This window comes from Citrobacter sp. Igbk 16, from assembly GCF_028069755.1.
In the GTDB taxonomy this organism is placed as follows: Bacteria; Pseudomonadota; Gammaproteobacteria; order Enterobacterales; family Enterobacteriaceae; genus Citrobacter.
This window is the reverse complement of record NZ_JANEWJ010000016.1, coordinates 41,191-64,498: the sequence shown is the minus strand read 5'-3', so window position 1 is coordinate 64,498 and position 23,308 is coordinate 41,191. Positions and strand designations below refer to the sequence as shown.

General features: G+C 52.3%; 24 protein-coding genes and 1 riboswitch. Of the genes, 14 read left to right on the top strand and 10 right to left on the bottom strand.

The window, feature by feature from the left end; genetic code table 11:
• Positions 1-31: 31 nt before the first annotated feature.
• Together ttdB and ttdA are read right to left on the bottom strand one after the other, a co-directional pair.
• Positions 32-637, bottom strand: a complete 606-nt coding sequence (ttdB, locus tag NNO03_RS12555) for a L(+)-tartrate dehydratase subunit beta (protein ID WP_137382541.1) — start codon at positions 635-637, stop codon at positions 32-34.
• Positions 634-1,545, bottom strand: coding sequence for a L(+)-tartrate dehydratase subunit alpha (gene ttdA, locus NNO03_RS12550; protein WP_271441567.1), 912 nt, complete (start codon positions 1,543-1,545; stop codon positions 634-636). Before ttdA ends, ttdB begins: the two co-directional genes overlap by 4 nt.
• Before the next feature lie 210 nt (positions 1,546-1,755).
• Here ttdA and NNO03_RS12545 point away from each other — a divergent pair, with 210 nt between their 5' ends.
• Positions 1,756-2,697 carry a LysR family transcriptional regulator gene (locus tag NNO03_RS12545; RefSeq protein WP_271441559.1) on the top strand — a complete coding sequence of 314 codons (942 nt, stop codon included), beginning with the start codon at positions 1,756-1,758 and terminating at the stop codon, positions 2,695-2,697.
• A 31-nt stretch (positions 2,698-2,728) separates the two neighbouring features.
• Here NNO03_RS12545 and plsY read toward each other — a convergent pair whose 3' ends face one another.
• Positions 2,729-3,346 (bottom strand): glycerol-3-phosphate 1-O-acyltransferase PlsY, encoded by a 618-nt coding sequence (gene plsY / locus NNO03_RS12540; RefSeq protein WP_202037729.1) that lies wholly within the window; start codon positions 3,344-3,346, stop codon positions 2,729-2,731.
• Between the two features lie 106 nt (positions 3,347-3,452).
• Between plsY and folB the strand changes: the two genes are divergently transcribed.
• The gene (gene folB / locus NNO03_RS12535) at positions 3,453-3,821 is read left to right on the top strand and encodes a bifunctional dihydroneopterin aldolase/7,8-dihydroneopterin epimerase (protein ID WP_137382544.1); all 369 of its coding nucleotides are present in this window, start codon (positions 3,453-3,455) and stop codon (positions 3,819-3,821) included.
• A gap of 90 nt (positions 3,822-3,911) precedes the next feature.
• Positions 3,912-4,730 (top strand): undecaprenyl-diphosphate phosphatase, encoded by an 819-nt coding sequence (gene bacA / locus NNO03_RS12530; protein ID WP_271441560.1) that lies wholly within the window; start codon positions 3,912-3,914, stop codon positions 4,728-4,730.
• Positions 4,731-4,839: 109 nt separating this feature from the next.
• Here the strand turns inward: bacA and NNO03_RS12525 are convergent, their stop codons facing one another.
• Together NNO03_RS12525 and NNO03_RS12520 are read right to left on the bottom strand one after the other, a co-directional pair.
• Complete coding sequence (locus NNO03_RS12525; RefSeq protein ID WP_271441561.1) at positions 4,840-6,075, bottom strand: multifunctional CCA addition/repair protein; 1,236 nt, start codon at positions 6,073-6,075, stop codon at positions 4,840-4,842.
• Positions 6,076-6,137: 62 nt separating this feature from the next.
• Positions 6,138-6,758 (bottom strand): TIGR04211 family SH3 domain-containing protein, encoded by a 621-nt coding sequence (locus NNO03_RS12520; protein ID WP_048213254.1) that lies wholly within the window; start codon positions 6,756-6,758, stop codon positions 6,138-6,140.
• Between the two features lie 241 nt (positions 6,759-6,999).
• On the opposite strand from NNO03_RS12520, the gene NNO03_RS12515 reads away from it, so the two are divergent.
• The 4 genes from NNO03_RS12515 (at position 7,000) to glgS (ending at position 13,241) form a co-directional block, all read left to right on the top strand.
• Positions 7,000-8,301: an inorganic triphosphatase gene (locus tag NNO03_RS12515; RefSeq protein ID WP_271449656.1), complete on the top strand. Its 1,302-nt coding sequence runs from the start codon at positions 7,000-7,002 to the stop codon at positions 8,299-8,301.
• Positions 8,302-8,427: 126 nt separating this feature from the next.
• Positions 8,428-11,268 (top strand): bifunctional [glutamate--ammonia ligase]-adenylyl-L-tyrosine phosphorylase/[glutamate--ammonia-ligase] adenylyltransferase, encoded by a 2,841-nt coding sequence (glnE, locus tag NNO03_RS12510; protein ID WP_271449655.1) that lies wholly within the window; start codon positions 8,428-8,430, stop codon positions 11,266-11,268.
• A gap of 59 nt (positions 11,269-11,327) precedes the next feature.
• The gene (gene hldE / locus NNO03_RS12505; RefSeq protein ID WP_137382550.1) at positions 11,328-12,761 is read left to right on the top strand and encodes a bifunctional D-glycero-beta-D-manno-heptose-7-phosphate kinase/D-glycero-beta-D-manno-heptose 1-phosphate adenylyltransferase HldE; all 1,434 of its coding nucleotides are present in this window, start codon (positions 11,328-11,330) and stop codon (positions 12,759-12,761) included.
• Between the two features lie 273 nt (positions 12,762-13,034).
• Positions 13,035-13,241: a cell surface composition regulator GlgS gene (gene glgS / locus NNO03_RS12500; protein ID WP_137382553.1), complete on the top strand. Its 207-nt coding sequence runs from the start codon at positions 13,035-13,037 to the stop codon at positions 13,239-13,241.
• A gap of 33 nt (positions 13,242-13,274) precedes the next feature.
• Here glgS and ubiK read toward each other — a convergent pair whose 3' ends face one another.
• On the bottom strand, positions 13,275-13,571 hold the full coding sequence (gene ubiK, locus NNO03_RS12495; RefSeq protein WP_202037734.1) for a ubiquinone biosynthesis accessory factor UbiK: 297 nt from the start codon (positions 13,569-13,571) through the stop codon (positions 13,275-13,277).
• A gap of 132 nt (positions 13,572-13,703) precedes the next feature.
• Positions 13,704-13,853, top strand: a riboswitch (FMN riboswitch).
• A 106-nt stretch (positions 13,854-13,959) separates the two neighbouring features.
• Between ubiK and ribB the strand changes: the two genes are divergently transcribed.
• The gene (gene ribB, locus NNO03_RS12490; RefSeq protein WP_137382554.1) at positions 13,960-14,613 is read left to right on the top strand and encodes a 3,4-dihydroxy-2-butanone-4-phosphate synthase; all 654 of its coding nucleotides are present in this window, start codon (positions 13,960-13,962) and stop codon (positions 14,611-14,613) included.
• Positions 14,614-15,113: 500 nt separating this feature from the next.
• Entirely contained in the window at positions 15,114-15,290 is a 177-nt protein-coding gene (locus tag NNO03_RS12485; RefSeq protein WP_271442242.1) for a hypothetical protein, read from the top strand.
• 62 nt (positions 15,291-15,352) lie between these two features.
• Here the strand turns inward: NNO03_RS12485 and zupT are convergent, their stop codons facing one another.
• Positions 15,353-16,126: a zinc transporter ZupT gene (zupT, locus tag NNO03_RS12480; RefSeq protein WP_003024600.1), complete on the bottom strand. Its 774-nt coding sequence runs from the start codon at positions 16,124-16,126 to the stop codon at positions 15,353-15,355.
• A 147-nt stretch (positions 16,127-16,273) separates the two neighbouring features.
• Between zupT and ygiD the strand changes: the two genes are divergently transcribed.
• Positions 16,274-17,062, top strand: coding sequence for a 4,5-DOPA dioxygenase extradiol (ygiD, locus tag NNO03_RS12475; protein WP_271449654.1), 789 nt, complete (start codon positions 16,274-16,276; stop codon positions 17,060-17,062).
• Positions 17,063-17,125: 63 nt separating this feature from the next.
• Here the strand turns inward: ygiD and NNO03_RS12470 are convergent, their stop codons facing one another.
• The 3 genes from NNO03_RS12470 to tolC all read right to left on the bottom strand — a co-directional run bounded on the left by NNO03_RS12470 (position 17,126) and on the right by tolC (position 20,599).
• A complete protein-coding gene (locus NNO03_RS12470; protein WP_271449653.1) occupies positions 17,126-18,286 on the bottom strand; it encodes a glutathionylspermidine synthase family protein in 1,161 nt (386 codons plus the stop codon).
• A gap of 5 nt (positions 18,287-18,291) precedes the next feature.
• Positions 18,292-18,969 carry a DUF1190 family protein gene (locus NNO03_RS12465; RefSeq protein WP_016154521.1) on the bottom strand — a complete coding sequence of 226 codons (678 nt, stop codon included), beginning with the start codon at positions 18,967-18,969 and terminating at the stop codon, positions 18,292-18,294.
• Between the two features lie 148 nt (positions 18,970-19,117).
• Positions 19,118-20,599: an outer membrane channel protein TolC gene (gene tolC / locus NNO03_RS12460; protein ID WP_137382557.1), complete on the bottom strand. Its 1,482-nt coding sequence runs from the start codon at positions 20,597-20,599 to the stop codon at positions 19,118-19,120.
• A 199-nt stretch (positions 20,600-20,798) separates the two neighbouring features.
• Here tolC and nudF point away from each other — a divergent pair, with 199 nt between their 5' ends.
• Genes nudF through yqiA form a run of 4 tightly spaced genes read left to right on the top strand, consistent with a single transcriptional unit; the run spans position 20,799 to position 23,283 of the window.
• Entirely contained in the window at positions 20,799-21,431 is a 633-nt protein-coding gene (nudF, locus tag NNO03_RS12455; RefSeq protein WP_040233966.1) for an ADP-ribose diphosphatase, read from the top strand.
• On the top strand, positions 21,428-21,850 hold the full coding sequence (locus NNO03_RS12450) for a DUF1249 family protein (protein WP_005123087.1): 423 nt from the start codon (positions 21,428-21,430) through the stop codon (positions 21,848-21,850). The genes nudF and NNO03_RS12450 overlap by 4 nt, the downstream gene beginning before the upstream one ends.
• Before the next feature lie 24 nt (positions 21,851-21,874).
• Positions 21,875-22,702 (top strand): 3',5'-cyclic-AMP phosphodiesterase, encoded by an 828-nt coding sequence (cpdA, locus tag NNO03_RS12445; RefSeq protein ID WP_271442239.1) that lies wholly within the window; start codon positions 21,875-21,877, stop codon positions 22,700-22,702.
• Complete coding sequence (gene yqiA / locus NNO03_RS12440) at positions 22,702-23,283, top strand: esterase YqiA (RefSeq protein WP_003024575.1); 582 nt, start codon at positions 22,702-22,704, stop codon at positions 23,281-23,283. The genes cpdA and yqiA overlap by 1 nt, the downstream gene beginning before the upstream one ends.
• Positions 23,284-23,308 lie beyond the last annotated feature (25 nt).

Here is a 23,308-nt window from a genome sequence, read left to right as displayed (position 1 = left end):
GGGGGAGGGGCGCAGCGCCCCTCCGGAAGGGTTATTTGATGTAGTGCACGTGCTCGCAGATTTCTTCCACGATCGGGTCGCGGCGTTCAGCGAACAACTTTTTGTTTTCAGCGATCAGGTTATTGCCGTGGGTGTCGATGGAAACAATTAGCGGGCCGAACTCTTTTACCCGGCATACCCACAGGGATTCCGGCATGCCTAACTCCGTCCAGTGCACTTCTTCGATCTCTTCAACCTGGGTTGCCGCGACGACTGCGCAGCCAGCCGGGAAGATCACGTGCAGCGCTTTGAACTGCTTGCAGCCTTCTTCCGTCAACGGCCCCATACCGCCCTTACCGACCACCAGTTTCACACCTGTTTGCTCAATGAACTCTTTCTCAAAGGCTTCCATACGCATGCTGGTGGTTGGGCCAACGGAAACCATCTCCCATTTTTCACCGTTCTTACGTACGATTGGACCTGCGTGGAAAATGGCTTTGCCGCTCAGGTCATACGGTATCGGGCGCTTAAGTTCGATCAGGCGGCGGTGGCACACGTCGCGACAAGTCACCAGCGTACCGGTCAGGTAAATCACATCGCCAACGCGGATGTCTTCCAGATCTTCGGCTTTGATCGGGGTTGTCAGGATCTTTTTCATAACGCGCTCCGGGTGTGAGACAGATTTTCGAAGGAGAGGTCAGCATGAACCAGCAGCGTGCCGCGACGGTGCGCCCAGCAGCCAGTGGAGACGGCAACGCCGATAGTGGAGGGATGGCGCGCGGCAGATTCGATATGTACGCCCATGACGGAGCTATTCCCGGTCAACCCTTGTGGGCCAATGCCCAGGCGGTTAAGTCCCTCTTCCAGACGCAGTTCCAGTTCTGCCGCTTTCGGGTTCGGATGACGTGACCCGATAGGACGCAGTACCGCTTTTCGTGACAGCACGGCCGCGGTTTCTACAGAGGTAGCAATACCGACACCGACCAGAACCGGCGGGCAGGCGTTGACCGCCAGCGTTGAGATATTTTCGAAGACAAATTTCACTACGCCTTCGTAGCCTTCAGAAGGCATTAACACTTTGGAGCGTCCCGGTAGCGTGCAGCCGCCGCCCGCCATGTAGACTTCGATTTCTGCATCGTCGCCGTCAGGGATGATATCCCAGGTGACCCACGGCACACCGGTACCGGTATTTTTACCGGTATTCACTTCGTCAAAAATCTCGACCGCGTTATGACGCAGCGGCGCTTTGACGGTCGCGTCTTCAACGGCTTGTTTCAAAATGCTTTGCAGTTCGCCCAGTAGCGGAAAGCGGGAGCCGACCTTTACAAAGAACATGATTTCGCCTGTGTCCTGACAGGCCGGGCGATTCAGGTCGATAGCCTTCTGCATGTTGTCAAACATGGTGTGGTAAATGATTTTACCCATTGGTGAAGTTTCACCTTCGCGTAGCTGTTTTAATTTATCTACGACGTCGTCGGGCATGCGGGTAGAAATCATGGCGGTAAAGTTCGCGACAATGTTAGTCAGCGTGTTTATCGCATTTTGGTTATTTTGCTTGCTCATTATGCTAACTCCAGTTCTTTTATTTATCTGGAAATAAATTCTCCGGCACAAACTACCACTAAAAATGTGGTTTTATATTATTTGCCACTGTGAATATCCAATTAACAGTTCGTGAATGATGTCCCGATAAGGCAATAAAAATTGCGCAAAGGCAGGGTTTAATTCGCATCAGAGAATTACACTGCGGTTAACAACATCACGGATATACTGAACATGCTGAACACTTATCCCCTGGCGAAAGACCTGCAGGTGCTGGTTGAGATTGTTCATAGTGGCAGCTTTAGCGCAGCAGCCGCGACGCTTGGACAAACGCCTGCGTTTGTGACAAAACGCATTCAGATCCTCGAATCTACGCTGAACACGACACTGCTTAGCCGCTCTGCGCGCGGCGTGGCACTCACGGAAAGCGGGCAACGCTGTTATGAACATGCGCTGGAGATCCTTGCCCGTTATCAGCATCTGGTGGATGACGTCACACAAATCAAAACGCGTCCGGAAGGGATGATTCGTATCGGCTGTAGCTTTGGATTTGGGCGTAGTTATATTGCCCCGGCAATTACCGAATTGATGCACAGCTATCCTGAATTACAGGTGCATTTTGAGCTTTACGATCGGCAAATTGATTTAGCTCAGGATAATATCGATCTGGATATTCGAATTAATGATGACATTCCTGATTATTATATTGCACATTTGTTAACGAAAAATAAAAGAATATTGTGTGCCGCGCCGATATATTTACAAAAATATGGCCAGCCGATGACGTTACAGGAATTAAGTCATCACGATTGCCTGGTAACGAAAGAGCGCGATATGACCCACGGGGTATGGGAGCTCGACAACGGTCAGGAGAAAAAAACGGTTAAGGTGGCAGGGCACCTTTCGTCCAACAGCGGTGAGATCGTGCTGCAGTGGGCGCTGCAAGGAAAGGGGATTATGTTACGCTCCGAATGGGATGTGCAGCCGTTCCTGCGCAGCGGCGAGCTGGTTCGCGTACTGCCAGGCTACGCGCAGAGCGCCAACATTTGGGCGGTTTATAAGGAGCCGCTGTATCGCAGCGTGAAGTTGCGTGTGTGCGTGGAGTTTCTGGCAACGTGGTGTCAGCACAGATTGGGTAAGCCTGTTGAGGGGTATCAGATTCCACAAGCCGGATAAGACGCGTTCGCGTCGCCATCCGGCAAGAAAATCACTCAGGGTCTTTTTCGCGCTTTTTCTTTAGTTTGGTCCAGATTTTTGTCTCCTGACGACGCCACAGACGCTGGATATTGTCATGGTGACGCAGCAGAATTAAGCATGACAGCATGGAGACCGGAAAGGTGAACTGAGGGTTGAACCACCAGACGTAGAACGGCGCAATCAGTGCGCTGACGATAGCGCCTAATGATGAGTAGCCGCTCAGTAGGACGGTTAGCAGCCAGGTACCAGCCATTACGCCAGTAAGATCCCAACCAATCGGCGCAATCGCGCCAAAGGCGGTGGCTACGCCTTTTCCACCTTTAAAACCGAAAAATATCGGCCAAATATGCCCCAGGCAGGCCGCGATGGCGATCAATCCTAACCAGAAGGGGCTGACGCCTAGCGCGTATGCCCCCCAGACGGGTAACATACCTTTCAGGACGTCGAAAATCAGCACGGCGACGGCGGCTCCTTTGCCTCCAATTCGCAGCACGTTTGTCGCGCCCGGATTCCCAGAGCCGCTTGTACGCGGGTCCGGCAATCCAGCGAGGCGGCATACCAGAATGGCACTGGAAATTGAGCCGCAGAGGTACGCGAAGATGATCATTCCAGGCGCGATTGCACTCATAAGCTGTTCCGTTTTGAAAATGTCGTGTAAAACGCTACTTCTGTGGATAATACGCATATTTCGCCGGAAGTGGTATCCGGGTTAGCCAAAAAGCAGGCAGGTCGTGATGGATATTGTATTTATAGAGCAACTTTCAGTAATCACCACTATCGGTGTTTATGACTGGGAACAAACTATCGAACAAAAACTGGTGTTCGATATCGAAATGGCATGGGATAACCGTAAATCTGCCAAAAGTGATGATGTCGCTGATTGCCTGAGCTATGCTGATATTGCTCAAACAGTTGTTAATCATGTGGAAGGTGGGCGTTTTGCGCTGGTAGAACGTGTGGCGGAAGAGGTGGCGGATCTCCTGCTCAGCCGCTTTAATTCTCCATGGGTGCGCATCAAGCTGAGCAAACCTGGTGCGGTGGCCCGTGCGGCAAACGTCGGGGTTATCATCGAACGTAGCAATAATCTGAAAGAAAATAATTAACTTAATAATATCTAAACCAAACAGGTATAAAAGAGTCCTGACGTCGGCTCTTTTTTGCCGTGCTTTTTCTCTTTCGTTAGGGGTTTATTGATGAGTGATATGCACTCGCTGCTGGTAGCGGCAATTTTGGGTGTGGTCGAAGGGCTGACGGAGTTCCTCCCCGTTTCCAGTACCGGCCATATGATAATTGTCGGCCACCTGTTAGGTTTTGAGGGCGATACCGCAAAAACGTTTGAAGTCGTGATCCAACTGGGTTCCATTCTGGCTGTAGTGGTGATGTTCTGGCGACGTCTGTTTGGTTTAATTGGCATTCACTTTGGTAAGACTCCGCATGAAGGCTCTGGTAAGGGGCGACTGACCCTCGGACATATCTTGTTGGGGATGGTTCCTGCTGTTGTTCTGGGTCTGGTCTTCCACGACACCATCAAGTCACTGTTTAACCCGATCAACGTGATGTATGCGCTGGTGGTGGGGGGCGTGCTGCTGATTGTCGCAGAGTGTCTCAAACCAAAAGAACCGCGTGCGCCGGGTCTGGATGATATGACTTACCGCCAGGCGTTTATGATTGGCTGTTTCCAGTGTTTGGCGTTGTGGCCCGGCTTTTCCCGTTCCGGAGCGACTATCTCTGGCGGTATGCTGATGGGGGTGAGCCGTTATGCAGCATCTGAATTTTCATTCCTGCTGGCGGTACCGATGATGATGGGCGCGACGGCGCTGGATCTCTACAAAAGTTGGTCGTTCCTGACTGCATCAGATATTCCGATGTTTGCTGTCGGCTTCGTGACGGCATTTGTTGTGGCGTTGGTGGCGATCAAAACCTTCCTGCAACTGATTAAACGGATCTCGTTTATTCCGTTTGCGATTTATCGTTTTGTGGTCGCCGCCGCCGTTTACGTGGTGTTCTTCTGATGACTTTCCGTGGTGCCGGATGGCGGCGTTCCGCCTTATCCGGCCTACGGGTTATATCCGTTTCGAACCTGTAGGCCGGATAAGCGCAGCGCATCCGGCAATGCATTTCCTACGCTTTCGGGCAACGCTGTTCCTTCCAACTGGCCACTGCTGCAATGCGACGTCGGGTCAGTTCCTCGCGAATTGCCGGACCTTTAAAACCTGCCTCGACGACCTCTTTTGTGGGTACCGCTTGTGCAACCTGCCAGGCCTCGCGCAGCAATCTGCCCTGCGGATAATCTGTTGCTTCAAAACCAGTTCGACCACGTACGTCGGCCTCGCTGGTCAGGGCGATTTGTTCCACACGTTGCGGTTTACGCCAGGCGTCAATAGAATCAAACAGCTTCACGATGGTTTTGGGCTGCAGGATCGGGAAGGTATGAATCAGATCGTGAAATTCGGCTACCAGTTTGGCTAAGTCGCGGATGTCATTGGGCACGCGCATGCGTTGGCACAGTTGTTCTACCAACTTAACGCCTGCCGGACCGTGACCATGGTGGCGCGGCCAGAGTGCTTTGGGTGTCAATCCTTTACCGAGATCGTGACACAGCGTAGCGAAACGCACGTCGACCTCCGGGCTTAACATAGCCGCCATCGACAGCGTCATTAGTGTGTGAATGCCGGTGTCGATTTCCGGATGCCATTGTGCGGGGGCTGGAACGCCAAACAGGGCATCTACTTCCGGGAACAGCACGCGCAGGGCATCGCAATCGCGCAGGACCTGGAAAAATACCTGCGGATTGCGGGTGGTTAAGGCGCTTTCTGTCTCTTTCCACACACGTTCTGGCGTCAGGTGTTCCAGCTCTCCAGCGGCGGCCATGTTGCGCATCAGCATCATGGTTTCATCAGCAACACGAAAGCCAAGGTGTGCATAGCGGGCAGCAAAACGCGCCACGCGCAGGACGCGCAGCGGATCTTCACTAAAAGCAGGGGATACATGGCGCAACAAACGATTTTCCAGATCGCCACGGCCGTTATACGGATCGATAATCTCTCCGTCGTCGTCACGGGCTAACGCGTTGATCGTCAGGTCGCGGCGCTGAAGATCGGCTTCCAGCGAAACGTCCGGCGCGGCATAACAGGTGAACCCGGTGTAACCTGAGCCCGATTTTCGTTCGGTGCGCGCTAGCGCATACTCTTCCCGGGTGCGTGGGTGGAGAAACACGGGGAAATCGCGACCTACCTGCTGATAGCCCGCGTCAAGCATCTCCTGCGGCGTGGCGCCGACAACGACCCAATCTTTATCTTTAATCGGTAGCCCTAATAACGCATCCCGAACAGCACCACCGACCAGATAAATCTTCACACCACGTTCCTTTTGAAAAACAGTATTCCTTAATCATATGTCAGTGTGAGGGAGAAGGCGATTCAGTTCATCCAGCGATCTTTGCGCTTCCGGCTCGGGATCATGTGTGGCAGAACCAGACCGAGAAGCAGGCCGAGTCCGAGCACGCCGCCACCATACATGAACCATTGCATAATGATAGTACGTTGCTTGTCATCAAGCTGAAGGTTAGCGGCGCTGACTTTCTTTTGCGCCACAATAAGCTCGTTCTTCAGCTTCTGGTTTTCTTCCTTCAACCCGTCGATCACGCTGTCGCTTTGCGATACTTTTTGCTGCATATCGGCGGTGCGTTGATTCCAGGTGGTATCGATATTATTGAGCTTATCGGTCAGTGTCTTAACCTGGTTTTCAAGATCGGGTACGCGGGTACGCAGGCTTGGCGTACTGTTCAGTTCTTTAAGTGGGATCCACGCGGTACGTCCAGTGCTGTCTTTCACCTGGGCGTAGTTGGTGTTGGCGTCAGTCTGTAAAAGCGTGACTTCCTCGCCGGCGTTAACCGTGCCCACGAGGCGATAATTATCTCCCGGACCGCTGCGGACCCAGGTGTTCAGTTCATCAGAGACATAGCGCTTCTCTTCGGCATGAGAGACTGCAGTGGCGCTAAGTGCGAGTAAAGTTAATCCAATCAGGCGTAATTTTGGCATCAGGCTGTCGTTATTGTCATAGAAAGTGGAACGATAGTAGTGGCATCAGTGTCTCTACGCAAAGCATTCGACATCAATCGGAATCATCTGTGTCCTTTTTGCCACCACTCGAAACTTTTACGCCCGTCAAATTGCACGTTGCATGGCAATTTGGCGCAAAATACTATCTACTGACAATAAAGAATGCACTTAGTTCGCAGTCTGTTTTCTCAACTGTGACATAACCCATAAGTACAAGACCATGGCCCAGGAAATCGAATTAAAGTTTATCGTCAATAGTGATGCTGTAGATGCGCTACGTGAACGTCTGAATACATTGGGGGGAGAGCATCACGCCCCCAGCCAGTTGCTGAATATTTACTACGAAACCCCGGATGCCTGGTTGCGAGGCCATGATATGGGGCTGCGTATTCGCGGGGAGAATGGTCGTTATGAAATGACCATGAAAATTGCCGGACGGGTAACGGGCGGTCTGCATCAGCGACCAGAATATAATGTCGCCTTGAGCGCGCCGGAACTGGATCTCACCCAGTTTCCTGCTGAGGTTTGGCCCAATGGTGAACTGCCAGCCGATCTTGCCTCTCAGGTGCAACCGTTGTTCAGCACCGACTTTTACCGCGAGAAATGGTTGGTTGATGTCGACGGCAGCCGGATTGAAATCGCTCTCGATCTGGGGGAGGTGAAGGCCGGCGAGTTTGCAGAACCCCTCTGCGAGCTTGAACTTGAGTTGTTGAGCGGCGATATCCGTGCGGTACTGAAGCTGGCAAGTCAGCTGGTGTCGCAAACCGGTTTACGTCAGGGCAGTCTGAGCAAGGCGGCTCGTGGTTATCATCTGGCGCAGGGGAACGCACCACGTGAAATCAAACAGACGGGTATTCTGAAAGTCCCTGCGAAAGCGAACATTGAACAAGGGCTGGAAGCGGCGCTGGAACAGGCATTGTCACAATGGCAGTATCACGAAGAGTTGTGGGTGCGCGGCGTCAAAGGCGCGAAAGCCGGCGTGTTGGCTGCAATAGGGTTGGTTCGCCACGTCCTGATGCTCTTTGGTGGTCATGTTCCACGTAAAGCGAGCGCTCACTTACGTGATTTGCTCACTCAGTCGGAAGCGACTATTGCTGCGGATGTTTCTGCCGTTTCGGCGGTTTATAGTACGCAAACGGCAATGGCTAAACTGGCACTGACCGAATGGCTGGTAACCAAAGGGTGGCAAACGTTCCTTGATGCAAAAGCACAGGCTAAAATTACCGACTCCTTTAAGCGTTTTTCTGACACCCATCTTTCACGCCATGCCGCTGAACTGAAAACGGCTTTTGCTCAACCGCTGGGCGATCAGTACACCGATCAACTCCCTCGTCTGACGCGAAATATTGATAGCATTCTGATGCTGGCGGGTTACTACGATGAGAATGTCGCATCAGAATGGATTGCCAACTGGCAGGGGCTGCGTCATGCCATCGAAACCCGCCAACATATTGAAATTGAACACTTCCGCAACGAAGCGATCTCTCAGGAACCGTTCTGGCTACACAGCGGTAAACGATAACCAGGATCGAGGCCGGGATGCCTGATGGCGCTGCGCTTATCAGGCCTACGCGATGGGTGTAAGTGTCATGTAGGCCGGATAAAGCGAAACGCCGCCATCCGGCACCATTCAAAGGATAACCCGTAGATGAAGCAGCTCTCTTCACCGTTACAGCAGTACTGGCCGACCGTTGTTGAGCGGCTGCCAGCAGCAATATCTGAGTCCTCACTTAGTGTGCAGGCGAAGTCAGTGCTTACATTCAGTGATTTTGTTCGCGACAGTGTGATTGCCCATCCTGAATGGCTGGTGGAGCTGGAAAGCGCCGCGCCACAGGCTGATGAATGGCAACACTATGTCACCTGGTTACAGCAAGCGTTGAACGACGTCAGTGATGAAGCGACGTTGATGCGTGAACTTCGCCTGTTCCGCCGTCGCATCATGGTGCGCATTGCCTGGGCGCAGACGCTGTCGCTGGTGGCTGAAGAGAGTATTTTGCAACAGCTAAGTCACCTGGCGGAGACGCTGATCATTGCCGCACGTGATTGGCTGTATGACGCCTGTTGCCGTGAGTGGGGAACGCCCTGTAATCAGGATGGCACCCCACAACCGCTGCTGATTTTAGGGATGGGAAAACTCGGTGGCGGCGAGCTGAATTTTTCTTCCGATATCGATCTGATTTTCGCCTGGCCGGAACATGGTTCTACGCAGGGTGGGCGGCGTGAACTGGATAACGCGCAGTTCTTTACCCGTATGGGGCAGCGACTCATCAAGGTGTTGGATCAGCCAACCATGGACGGGTTTGTTTATCGGGTAGACATGCGCTTACGTCCGTTTGGCGACAGCGGTCCGTTGGTGCTGAGCTTCTCCGCGCTGGAGGATTATTATCAGGAGCAAGGGCGCGACTGGGAACGCTATGCAATGGTGAAAGCACGTATTATGGGCGATGCCGACGGTACTTATGTCAGCGAGCTTCGCGCCATGCTACGACCGTTTGTCTTCCGTCGCTACATCGATTTCAGTGTGATCCAGTCCCTGCGTAATATGAAAGGAATGATTGCCCGTGAAGTTCGCCGTCGTGGTCTGAAGGACAACATTAAGCTCGGCGCGGGCGGTATTCGTGAAATTGAATTTATCGTTCAGGTATTCCAGCTGATCCGCGGCGGGCGTGAGCCTTCTCTGCAATCCCGTTCGCTTTTACCTACACTAAGCGCCATCAATGCGCTGCATTTGCTGTCTGATACCGATGCGGAACAACTGCGGACGGCCTATCTCTGTTTACGCCGCCTGGAAAATCTGCTGCAGAGTATCAATGACGAACAGACCCAAACGCTGCCGGGCGATGAGCTGAACCGGGCAAGACTGGCGTGGGGGATGCGTGTCGATGACTGGCAGCAACTGACTGATGTGCTGGCGGCGCACATGAGTAATGTGCGCCGGGTGTTTAATGAGTTAATTGGTGATGACGACAGTGAAACTCAGGAAGAGTCGCTGTCGGAACAGTGGCGCGAGCTGTGGCAGGATGCGTTGCAGGAAGATGATACTACGCCAGTGCTGATGCATCTGGCGGATGATGATCGCCGCCGTGTGCTGACACTGATCGCTGATTTCCGTAAAGAGCTGGATAAGCGCACGATAGGCCCGCGGGGGCGTCAGGTGCTGGATCATTTGATGCCGCATCTGCTGAGCGATGTCTGTTCCCGCGATGATGCCTCCGTGCCGTTGTCGCGTATTACTCCGCTGCTGGTGGGCATTGTCACCCGCACGACTTATCTGGAACTGCTGAGCGAATTCCCAGGGGCGCTTAAACACCTGATTTCGCTGTGCGCTGCCTCACCCATGGTGGCCAGCCAACTGGCACGCTATCCGCTGTTGCTCGATGAACTGCTGGACCCCAACACGTTGTACCAACCCACGGCGACTGACGCCTATCGTGATGAGTTGCGCCAGTATTTGCTACGCGTACCGGAAGATGACGAAGAGCAGCAGCTGGAAGCCCTGCGTCAGTTTAAGCAAACGCAGTTGCTGCGTATTGCGGCGGCTGATATCGCCGGGACGCTGCCAGTCATGAAGGTAAGCGATCACCTGACCTGGCTGGCGGAAGCCATTATTGATGCCGTAGTTCAGCAGGCGTGGACGCAAATGGTCGCCCGCTACGGGCAACCAACGCATCTTGGCGATCGTGAAGGCCGCGGTTTTGCCGTTGTTGGCTACGGCAAACTGGGCGGTTGGGAGCTGGGCTATAGCTCCGATCTCGACTTGATCTTCCTGCATGATTGCCCGATGGATGTGATGACTGACGGCGAACGTGAGATTGACGGGCGGCAGTTCTATCTGCGCCTGTCGCAGCGCATTATGCATCTTTTCAGTACCCGCACCTCATCTGGCATTTTATATGAAGTGGATGCACGGCTGCGTCCGTCCGGTGCGGCGGGAATGCTGGTGACCTCAACAGACGCTTTTGCTGACTACCAACGTAACGAAGCCTGGACGTGGGAGCATCAGGCGCTGGTGCGGGCTCGTGTGGTGTACGGCGACCCGCAACTAACCTCTCAGTTTGATGTGGTGCGGCGCGATATCATGACCCTCGCCCGTGATGGAAAAACATTACAGACAGACGTGCGCGAAATGCGTGAGAAAATGCGTGCCCATCTGGGCAATAAACATCGCGATCGTTTTGATATTAAAGCAGATGAAGGCGGTATCACCGACATTGAGTTTATTACGCAATATCTGGTGCTGCGCTATGCCCACGAAAAACCCAAGCTGACGCGCTGGTCGGATAACGTGCGCATTCTGGAATTACTGGCACAAAACGACATTATGGACGAACAGGAAGCGCTGGCGCTTACCCGCGCTTACACGACGCTGCGCGATGAACTTCACCATCTTGCCCTGCAGGAACTTCCGGGCCATGTCGCGCCGGAGAGCTTCAGTGCTGAACGTACGCTGGTGCGTGACAGCTGGCAGAAGTGGCTGGTTGCCGAGTGAAGTGTGCTATTATCGCGCGCAAATTTTAAGACCCTCAGAGAATCTCTCAGGAGACAGGAATGAAAGTAACGCTGCCAGAGTTTGAACGTGCAGGAGTCATGGTTGTCGGTGATGTGATGCTGGATCGCTACTGGTACGGCCCTACCAGCCGTATCTCCCCAGAAGCGCCGGTCCCGGTGGTAAAAGTGGATACCATTGAAGAACGTCCCGGTGGCGCAGCAAACGTGGCGATGAACATTGCCTCTCTGGGAGCGAATTCGCGTCTGGTGGGCCTGACCGGCATTGACGATGCGGCGCGTGCACTCAGTAAAACGCTGGCGGACGTAAACGTAAAATGTGACTTCGTTTCCGTGCCGACGCATCCGACGATAACCAAGCTGCGAGTGCTTTCCCGCAACCAGCAGCTGATTCGCCTGGATTTTGAAGAAGGCTTTGAAGGTGTGGATCCGCAGCCACTGCATGAGCGTATCAATCAGGCACTGGGATCTATCGGCGCGCTGGTGCTGTCGGACTACGCCAAAGGTGCGCTGGCAAGCGTGCAGCAAATGATCGCACTGGCACGTAAAGCTGGGGTTCCGGTACTTATCGATCCGAAAGGGACCGATTTTGAACGTTACCGCGGCGCGACACTGTTGACGCCGAATCTGTCCGAATTTGAAGCGGTTGCGGGTAAGTGCAAGAGCGAAGATGAACTGGTTGAACGCGGCATGAAGGTGATTGCTGATTTCGGTCTTTCTGCACTGTTAATCACGCGCTCCGAACAGGGAATGACGCTGCTGCAACCGGGCAAAGCGCCATTGCACATGCCGACGCAAGCGCAGGAAGTGTATGACGTGACCGGCGCGGGCGATACGGTTATCGGTGTGCTGGCAGCGACGCTTGCCGCGGGTAATTCACTGGAAGAGGCGTGCTATTTTGCTAACGCGGCAGCTGGTGTTGTTGTCGGTAAGCTGGGGACCTCTACGGTTTCACCGATCGAGCTGGAAAATGCCGTGCGCGGTCGCGCTGATACCGGCTTTGGCGTGATGAGTGAAGATGAGCTGAAGCAGGCTGTCGCCAGCGCCCGTAAACGTGGCGAGAAAGTGGTGATGACCAACGGCGTGTTCGACATCCTGCATGCGGGTCATGTCTCCTATCTGGCAAATGCGCGCAAGCTGGGGGACCGTCTGATCGTCGCGGTTAACAGCGATGCGTCCACCAAACGTCTGAAAGGTGAAACGCGCCCGGTCAACCCGCTTGAGCAGCGTATGATCGTGCTGGGTGCGCTGGAGTCCGTCGACTGGGTCGTCTCTTTTGAAGAGGATACGCCGCAGCGTCTGATTGCCGGTGTTCTGCCGGATCTGCTGGTCAAAGGTGGCGATTACAAGCCGGACGAGATTGCCGGCAGCAAAGAGGTGTGGGCCAACGGCGGAGAAGTATTGGTACTCAACTTCGAAGATGGTTGTTCAACGACCAATATCATCAAAAAGATCCAGAAAGACAGCGATAAATAACAATTACCGGAAACGCGTCGAACCTTCCGTTTAGCGCGCTTTCCTTGCTTGACGATGCTGTTTGCTCGATCCGGAGTACCGGAAGAAAGATCAGAGGAGGAGATGTATTCCTCCTCTGATAGACCTCATTTGACTCTCTCACAGATTTCGTAGAAAAGTGTGAAGCAGAGCCCTCATTTTGCGCACATAATGTACAGAACAGCTTCGCGTATAGGGAAATACTGAAATCAGAAAAAGCATATGGCCTTAACAGATATTCAATAACTGGAGGGTATGCTCATGAACAGCAATATGTATTCACTGAACAATTTCGATTTCCTGGCCCGGAGTTTTGCCAGAATGCAGGCTGAGGGCCGACCCGTTGATATCCAGGCTGTCACTGGAAATATGGATGAGGAACATCGCAGCTGGTTTTGCAAACGCTATGCACTTTACTGCCAGCAGGCAACAGAGGCGAAAAAATTAGAACTGGAACACTGACATATTAACGGGCCTTACGGCCCGTTGTCGTTTTTATACTTGTGGATCGACTGGCGGGATTGCGGGCGCAGGCTTAACTTCAGCCGTTTTCTCACGCGCTTCAAGCTCCGTCAGGCGTTGCTCAAGCAACGCCAGTTTTTCACGGGTACGCAGTAAAACCTGGGTTTGTACGTCAAACTCTTCGCGGCTTACCAGATCCAGACGTGTCAGCTGCGACTGCAGCGTTTGGCGAATTTTCTTCTCGACGTCTTCGCCAAACTCCCGGATCCCTTTCGGCATCGACTCGTGAACCTGACGAGCAATCTGCTCAATTTTTTTCGGGTCAATCATTATGGTTTCCCTGAACTGGTACGTGTTGCTGCCTATTGTAGTGCGAACTGCCCCAGGCATAAACCAGAATTGTGTGAAGCTAAGTCGAGTAAAGGCGTTGATGAAGGTAATCAATAGCGTTATAGTTAACCCGCTTATTCTCAGGGCGGGGCGAAATTCCCCACCGGCGGTAAATCAACGAATGTTGAAAGCCCGCGAGCGCTTTTTGTTACGGCAAAAAGGTCAGCAGATCCGGTGTAATTCCGGGGCCGACGGTTAGAGTCCGGATGGGAGAGAGTAACGATCCAGTCGGGCATGGACCCGCTCACGTTATTTTTTTGCCGCTTTGACGGCACTCCTAAGACTGCCCTGATTCTGGTAACCATAATTTTAGTGAGGTTTTTTTACCATGAATCAGACGCTACTTTCCTCTTTTGGTACGCCTTTCGAACGTGTTGAACATGCGCTTGCTGCGCTGCGTGAAGGACGCGGTGTGATGGTGCTTGACGATGAAGACCGTGAAAACGAAGGTGATATGATTTTCCCGGCAGAAACCATGACTGTTGAACAGATGGCGCTGACCATCCGTCACGGTAGCGGTATTGTTTGCCTGTGCATCACTGAAGACCGACGCAAACAGCTCGATCTGCCGATGATGGTGGAAAATAACACCAGCGCTTACGGTACGGGTTTTACCGTGACCATTGAAGCGGCAGAAGGTGTGACTACCGGTGTTTCCGCAGCAGACCGTGTCACTACCGTTCGCGCGGCGATTAAAGATGGCGCTAAACCTTCCGATCTGAACCGCCCGGGCCACGTTTTCCCGCTGCGTGCTCAGGCTGGTGGTGTGTTAACTCGCGGTGGCCACACCGAAGCCACCATCGATCTGGTGACGCTGGCGGGTTTTAAACCGGCTGGTGTGCTGTGCGAACTGACTAATGATGATGGCACCATGGCGCGCGCGCCGGAGTGCATTGCATTTGCCGGCAAGCACAATATGGCTGTAGTCACTATCGAAGATTTAGTGGCTTATCGTCAGGCGCACGAGCGCAAAGCCAGCTAATAGCGTATTCCCACGCTTGTTGTGGTAGAAAAAACCGAAGTCAGTTTTCTGTCTTCGGTTTTTTGTTGTTATGGCCGGAAAATTTAGCTTTAGTTAGATGGGATGCTCGGTACTACGTATCAACACTAAATAATAGTTCTTAATATATTTTTCGTATGCTGATGCGTTGTCATAATTAAATGGCATAACCCGTGAGTGTTTAAATAAATATCACGTTCCGTGAGAAAATTATTAATTATCAGTGGGTAACATTTTTATTATTATGTGAATGACAATGAGGGACGTTGTTCTGGATAATGAGTTTTTTATTTGGTCGTATGAATCTGATGATATTGTTTCCTTTTTAATGCAGGTTTTTTGATTAGCTTTATCCGTTACGTTATATGATCGAAATCATATATTTGTTTTCATGTTATGCCACTATAGAGGTAGGTCAGAATATAGTTATGTAAAATTTTAACGTTAAATGTTTAATGATGTTAAATTTTAAGGGTAAAAGAATGTTTATTGCCTGGTATTGGATTGTATTAATTGCACTCGTTGCTATCGGTTATTATTGCCATATGAAACGTTATTGCAGAGCGTTCCGGCAAGACAGAGATGCATTACTCGAGGCGCGCAACAAACTGTTTCGCCATACGGGCGAAGGTGGTACCACCGTCAAGGACCACGAATAGCAGCCCTGCCACCATGAATGAGGCGGATGTTCTGAGTCACAGAGCCGCATCCGCCATCGGCTTCACCCGATTCCCATAGATTGCAGGATAACCAGGCTGAGGCCCATTACCGACATTCCACACAGTACCCCATAGCTGGGATTATTATTGGGGTCGATTTCTTTTGCCAGCGGCATCAGTTCATCAACGGATAATGCGACCATAATTCCGGCGACCGCGGCCATAATTGCCGCCATTACCACGGGCGAAATCAAACTGCCCAGAATTAACCATGCCAGTACCCCACCTAATATTTCCGCCATTCCTGAGATCCCTGCCCAGAATATAGCGGTACGTTTGGAACCTGTGGCAGCATAAACGGGCCCGGCAACGGCTAAACCTTCAGGTATATTATGTAATGCAACGGCCAGTGCGATACCAAAACCCAACTCCAGGTTGCTGCTGGCAGTAACAAAAGTCGCGATCCCTTCCGGAAAGTTGTGCAGGCTGATACCCAGCGTTAATAAAATCGCAGTACGCTTAATGGAACCGGGTAACGGCTGTGTGGTTTTTTGGACTAAATCCTGAGGGTGAGCGTGCGGCAGCAAACGATCCAGGCCAAAGTAGCCCAACAAACCAACGATAAACATCCCGTAACCCAGCACCGGCGACATTCCCTCTGCTGCCAGTGCGGCTGGCAACATTTCCATCAGGGAAATCAGCAGCATGATACCTGCGGCAAAACCCAGAGAAAACGCGAGAACGCGGTTAGAGGGTTTTTGTCCCAGCACGCCAAGAAATGCACCGATAAATGTGGCGGCGCCTGCCAGTAAGGTCAGAAGTAAAGGTACTGACATCGACAAATAAAACTCCTTATCAATCTGCTGTTCGGGGCGGATCGTCAAAATAACTGATGATCTTCATCATGGTTATCTGAGTTCTTCATCAACCGAAAAAGCGTATTGTGGTGATATCAAAATGACTCCCTCAGTAAGGATATCATCATGTCTTCAACTCGTATGCCAGCATTGTTTTTGGGACACGGCAGCCCAATGAATGTTCTGGAAGATAACGTTTATACCCGCGCCTGGCAGCAACTGGGGGAAACGTTGCCACGCCCGAAAGCGATTGTTGTGGTCTCGGCACATTGGTTCACTCGTGGGACAGGTGTGACGGCGATGGAAGCACCAAAAACGATCCACGATTTTGGTGGTTTCCCGCAAGCACTGTATGACACGCATTATCCGGCCCCTGGGTCTCCTGAACTGGCTCGGCATCTGGTGGATCTGCTTTCTCCAGTGCCAGTCACGTTGGATAAAGAGGCGTGGGGATTTGACCACGGCTCATGGGGCGTGCTGATCAAGATGTACCCGAACGCGGATATCCCGATGGTGCAGTTGAGTGTCGATAGCACTAAACCTGCGGCCTGGCATTTTGAAATAGGCCGTAAGCTGGCAGCATTGCGCGATGAAGGCATTATGCTGGTGGCCAGTGGCAACGTGGTACATAACCTGCGTACAGCACGCTGGCACGGTGAGAATACACCATACCCATGGGCGACCTCATTCAATGATTATGTGAAAGCCAACCTGACCTGGCAGGGACCGGTTGAACAGCATCCGCTGGTGAATTATCTCGAGCATGAAGGCGGATCGTTGTCGAACCCAACACCGGATCACTTCCTGCCGCTGCTGTATGTTTTAGGCGCATGGGATGGTAAAGAACCTGTAACAATCCCGGTCGATGGCATTGAGATGGGTAGCCTGAGTATGTTGTCGGTGCAGGTGGGGTAGTATTTTACCGGATGGTATCGAACGTAGGCCCGGTCAGCGTGAGCGCCACCGGGCACAACAGATTTATTCGACAAAAATATGCGGATAGAAGCGTGAGAGATCCTGGGTGATCAACGCGCGGTCTTCACGAATGCCGATCCCGGCGGGTTGATCGTTAATCAGCCAGCTGCCGATCAGCATATAGCTGTCGCCAAACTTCGGTAGCTGATGGAACTGCTGCACGATCATACCTTCTTCACCGTATGGCCCTTCCACGGCTTCGATCGTTTTACCGTTTTCAATGATGGAAACGTTAGCCCCTTCACGCGAGAAGATCGGTTTCACGACAAATTTATCCATCTGCGGATAGTCGTCTTCGGCGAAATATGCCGGTAGCAGATTCGGGTGATCCGGGAACATTTCCCACAGCAGCGGCAGCAGTGCTTTGTTGGAGATAATGCTCTTCCATGCCGGTTCCAGCCAGCGAACGCCAGCGTCTTCCAGCTTGGTGGAGAACATTTCACGCAGCATAAACTCCCACGGATACAGCTTGAACAGGTTGGCGATCACCTGGTCCTGCATGTCCGTGAACTGACCTTTTTCACCGAGCCCGATATCTTCGACATAGAGAAATTCAGTGGCAATTTCAGCCTCAGCCGCGCAATCCTGCAAATACTGGATCGTTCCACGATCTTCGACCGTATCGCGACAGCAGGTCAGGTGCAGCAACTGAAAACCGTACTGCTCGCGCAGCTCAGTGAAACGTTCGATCAGTTTTTCCTGCAGGCTGTTGAACTGATCGCTGCCTTCCGGCAGGTTGCCCGCATTAAGCTGATCTTCCAGCCAGATCCACTGGAAAAAAGCCGCTTCATACAATGAGGTTGGCGTATCTGCGTTGTTTTCCAGCAGCTTGGGTTCACCCGTGCCATCCCACGCCAGATCGAGACGGGAGTAAAGCGACGGCTGCTGTGTCTGCCAGGACTGGCGAACAAAGCCCCAGGTATGTTTTGGAATGCGAAACTTGGTCATCAGCTCATCGCTGTTGATGACTCTTTCCACCACTTTGAGGCACATCTGATGCAGCTCTGCGGTGACCTCTTCCAGTTTTTCAACCTGGGCCAGCGTGAGCTTGTAGTAGGCATCTTCACACCAGTACGGCTCGCCGTACATGGTGTGAAAGTTGAAACCGTATTCGGTAGCTTTGTCGCGCCAGTCCGGGCGCTCAACAATACTGACTCTTTCCATAGGGATCAGCCACCCATCGAACGTGTCGTGGTGCCGCTGGCGCTACGTTGCATGGTGCTCTGTTTTGCCACCGACTCACCAAATCCACCGCGCGTAACGGTAGACGTTGTGGCAGGTTTTGGTGCCATCGCGGTTTTCGGCACGGTCATGGTGCGGCCCGGTGTGGCGGCCCCGTAGTTTTTACCGCCGGCATCAGTGTATTTGCCATATGCCGGGCTTGCCGGATTTTTCGAGCTGAACAGCGGTTGTTGCGCGCCCATGCCGCCGCCCATCATCCGACCCATCATGTAACCCGCCATCAGCGGCATCCAGAAGCTGCCACTGCTTTGATTCTGCGCTTGAGCCTGGCCTTCGCCCGTAGGTGCCATTCCTGCCTGGGCAGGTGCCTGCTGGCACTGACCTTCACCGAACTCGGCAATACAGTCTTCGCGCGTGGCGTATTTTGGCGCCGTGCGTTCAGCTTCTTTCAGTGCGTTGTTGAATGCGGTAGTACATTCAGCGCTTTTACCCGGATTCGCCGCAGAGCAGTCGTCCGCATTCTGATAAAGCGAAACTGTTTCGTCACTCTTTTCACAGCCTGCCAGCATAAAAACAGCGGTCACAGCCAGTGCGACAGGAGTCAGATGGCGTGCGCTCCAGCTTTTGCGGAACGACGCGTGATGTATAGATTTTGTCCGTTTCATTTATGTCTTCCAGGACCCAGTGGTAAATACTGCTCAGAATAGAGGATGGCTGGTCGAAATTGAAGCGGGAAGAGGCGAGAATGCGGGAGAAGGGGCGGATCTTTACGTTGTCTTACGTTCAGACGGGGCCGAAGCCCCGTCATCAACATCAATTACGGAACGGGTTGTTGCCGTTACTGCTGCTGGTTGTACGTGCTGCTGCCGGTTTGACCGCCGGTGCCGCACTGTTCGCGGTATATCCGTCTGCTGCGGCGTCTTGCTGGGTGTTTTCCGGCGCAACGGCGTCAGGCGCGGTGGAAATAGGTTTGCCCAGCGTATTGTTCAGCGCCACCAGATCCTGCTCGTTAAGCGTACCGAGTGCAGATTTGATGTTTAACTGGTTGATAAGATAAGTATAACGCGCATTTGCTAACTGCTGCTTAGCGTTGTACAGCGTGGTGGTGGCATCCAACACGTCCACGATGGTACGTGTACCGACAGAATAACCCGCTTCCATCGCGTCAAGGGAGCTTTGCGCAGAGACAACGGCTTGTTTGTACGCATTAATGCTACTGATAGACGCATTAATGTTATTGAATGACGAACGAACGGTCTGTACTACGCTGCGGTGCGCGCTTTCCAGTTGCTCGCTGGCACCAACAAAGTTGTACTGCGCTTGTTTTACCTGCGAGTTAACCATCCCGCCCTGGTACAGCGGCAGCGAGAAGTTCAGACCAATTTTGTTCTGGCCCTGGTTGCTGTCGTCATACTGAGAGGTGTTAGTTTTAGAACCACTGTAAGAGGTATCAGATACACCGGTAGAGGCGGTTAAACCCAGCGTCGGCAGATGACCGTCCTGCGCCAGACGAATTTGCTCACGCGCCAGATCCTGACTTAAACGTGCCTGCAATAACGTCAGGTTGCGGTTTTCTGCTTCTTTCAGCAGCGAATTCACCGCCTGCGGTTTGTTGGTTTTAAAACCATCAACATTTAGCGAGGCCAGTTCCGGGTAGTAATTGCCGGTGACCTGACGCAGCTGTTCAACGGCGTTGTCCAGGTTGTTACGCGCGGTAACTTCGTTCGCCAACACGGTATCGTACTGTGAACGGGCGTTCTGTACGTCAGTAATGGCAACCAGGCCAACGTTAAAACGCTGGGTCGTCTGATCTAACTGACGATAAACGGCGTCTTTTTGTGCCTGGGTATAAGAGAGCACGTCAATCGCGTTCAATACGTTAAAATAGGCCGTGGCGGTATTCAGGATCAGCGTTTGCTGATCGGTCTGATAAGTCACATCCTGGATGCCTGCTGATTTTTCTTGCAGCGTCAGGGCACGCCATTTTGACATATCGAACAGAGTCTGAGTCAGGCTTAACGAAGCACTGGTCGCGTTGGAGTTGACGCCATTGGCATCACGAAAGCCATTGCTGTAGGTGTAATCGGCACCTAAGCCCAGTTGCGGCAGTAAAGGACTACGCGCTTCGTTAATTTTTTCGAATGCAGCATCGCGATCGGCGGCGGATTTACGCAATTCCGGGTTGCTCAGGCGTGCTTGCTGATAAACCTGCATCAGGTTTTCTGCCTGGCTCAGAGTACTGAACCCCGACAGGCTCAGGCCGATAAGGATGGGGAGCAATTTCTTCATTTGCATTCCTTGTTGTGAAGCAGTATTTAGCGCTGATCAAATTGTAAAAATAATTGCTGATTCTAGCAGAATCCGCCACTTCAAAAAGTTGGCGTTACGTGCCATACGGCGTTAATTTGCATCAATTTAACACAAGGGCGCTCAAACAGCAGTCAAACGACCTTGAAATTCACACTTTAATCACTATTGGTACCAGGACAGCACAATGCGTAAACCAGACAACTTGCCAATGACATTCACTAAAAATGATGTAGAAATTATTGCACGAGAAACACTTTACCGCGGTTTTTTTTCACTGGATCTTTATCGCTTCCGTCATCGTCTGTTTAACGGTGGTATGAGCGGTGAAGTGAAGCGTGAAATTTTTGAGCGCGGACACGCGGCAGTCTTGCTACCCTTTGACCCTGAGCGGGATGAAGTTGTGCTGGTTGAACAGATCCGTATCGCGGCCTATGACACCAGCGAAACGCCGTATCTGCTGGAAATGGTAGCTGGAATGATCGAAGAAGGTGAAACCGTTGAAGATGTGGCCCGCCGTGAAGCAATGGAAGAAGCCGGACTGGATGTGAAGCGGACTAAGCCCGTGCTGAGCTATCTGGCAAGCCCGGGCGGCACCAGTGAGCGCCTGTCGATTTTGGTAGGTGAAGTGGACGCTTCGACCGCAAATGGTATTCATGGTCTGGCGGATGAAAACGAAGATATTCGTGTTCATGTGGTGAGTCGGGAGCAGGCTTACCAATGGGTAGAAGAGGGGATAATCGACAACGCGGCTTCTGTCATCGCCTTGCAATGGTTACAGCTGCACTATCAAGAGTTAAAAACTGAGTGGAAAAAATGAAGCGTTACACACCTGACTTCCCTGAAATGATGCGCCTGTGCGAAACCAATTTTTCGCAGTTGCGCCGCCTGTTGCCACGCAATGATGCAGCCGGTGAAACAGTGAGCTATCAGGTTGCAAACGCACAATATCGATTAACGATTGTTGAATCGACCCGATACACTACGCTTGTCGCGATTGAACAAACGGCACCAGCGGTTACCTACTGGAGCCTGCCGTCGCTGACTGTGCGCCTGTATCATGATGCGAGGGTGGCTGAAGTGTGTTCAAGTCAGCAGATCTTTCGCTTCAAAGCGCGGTATGATTATCCAAATAAAAAGTTGCATCAACGCGACGAAAAGCATCAAATTAATCAGTTTTTGGCCGACTGGTTACGGTACTGTTTAGCACATGGAGCGATGGCGATTCCGGTTTATTAGCGTCGTGAAACCTAAGGACACCATTTGGAAAGCCTGTTAACCCTTCCTTTGGCTGGTGAGGCCAGAGTCAGGATCTTACAAATTACAGACACTCACCTGTTTGCCGAAAAGCATGAAACCTTGCTGGGTGTGAACACCTGGGATAGCTACCAGTGCGTACTGGATGCAATACATGCAGAGTCGCCAGAGTACGATCTCATCGTCGCGACTGGGGATTTGGCGCAGGATCAATCCGCTGCGGCTTATCAGCATTTTGCTGAGGGCATCGCAAGTTTTCGTGCGCCCTGCGTTTGGTTACCCGGTAATCACGATTTTCAGCCAGCGATGTACAGCGCGCTTCAGGATGCGGGTATTTCCCCCGCCAAACGCATCTTCATCGGTGAACAGTGGCAAATTTTGTTGCTGGACAGCCAGGTTTTTGGCGTCCCTCACGGTGAGTTAAGCGAATTTCAGCTTGAATGGCTGGAGCGTAAACTTGCTGATGCGCCTGAACGTAATACGTTGCTGCTTCTGCATCATCATCCTTTGCCTGCGGGCTGCAGTTGGCTCGATCAACACAGTCTGCGTAATGCGGCGGAGCTCGACAACGTGCTGGTGAACTATCCGCGCGTGAAGTATCTGCTCTGTGGGCATATTCACCAGGAGCTGGATCTCGACTGGAACGGCCGCCGACTGCTGGCGACGCCATCAACATGCGTGCAATTTAAGCCGCATTGCGCCAATTTCACGTTAGATACGATAAGCCCCGGCTGGCGTACGCTGGAACTCTTTGCAGACGGTACGTTGCAGACCCAGGTGTGTCGTCTACAGGGAAATCGGTTTCACCCTGATACCGCTTCAGAAGGCTACTGATGTCTACGCTTCTCTATCTTCATGGATTCAATAGTTCTCCTCGTTCGGCGAAGGCATGTCTGCTAAAAAACTGGCTGGCGGAGCACCATCCGCACGTTGAGATGATTGTGCCGCAGTTACCTCCGTATCCAGCCCAGGCGGCAGAGATGCTGGAGTCTATTATCCTTGAACATGGCGGCGAGTCGCTGGGGATTGTCGGCTCCTCATTAGGAGGCTACTACGCCACCTGGCTGTCGCAATGTTTTATGCTGCCAGCGGTGGTCGTGAACCCTGCCGTGCGGCCTTACGAACTGCTGGTCGACTATCTCGGTCAAAACGAGAACCCCTACACGGGGCAGCAATATGTGCTAGAGTCACGCCATATTTACGATCTTAAAGTCATGCAGATTGACCCGCTGGAAGCGCCGGATTTGATTTGGCTGCTTCAACAAACGGGCGATGAAGTGCTGGACTACCGCCAGGCGGTGGCGTATTACGCCTCCTGCCGTCAGACAGTTATTGAGGGCGGAAACCACGCATTCACGGGCTTCGAAGATTATTTCAACCCGATTGTCGATTTCCTTGGACTGCACAGTTTCTGACGATCAATTCGAATTGCTAATTTAA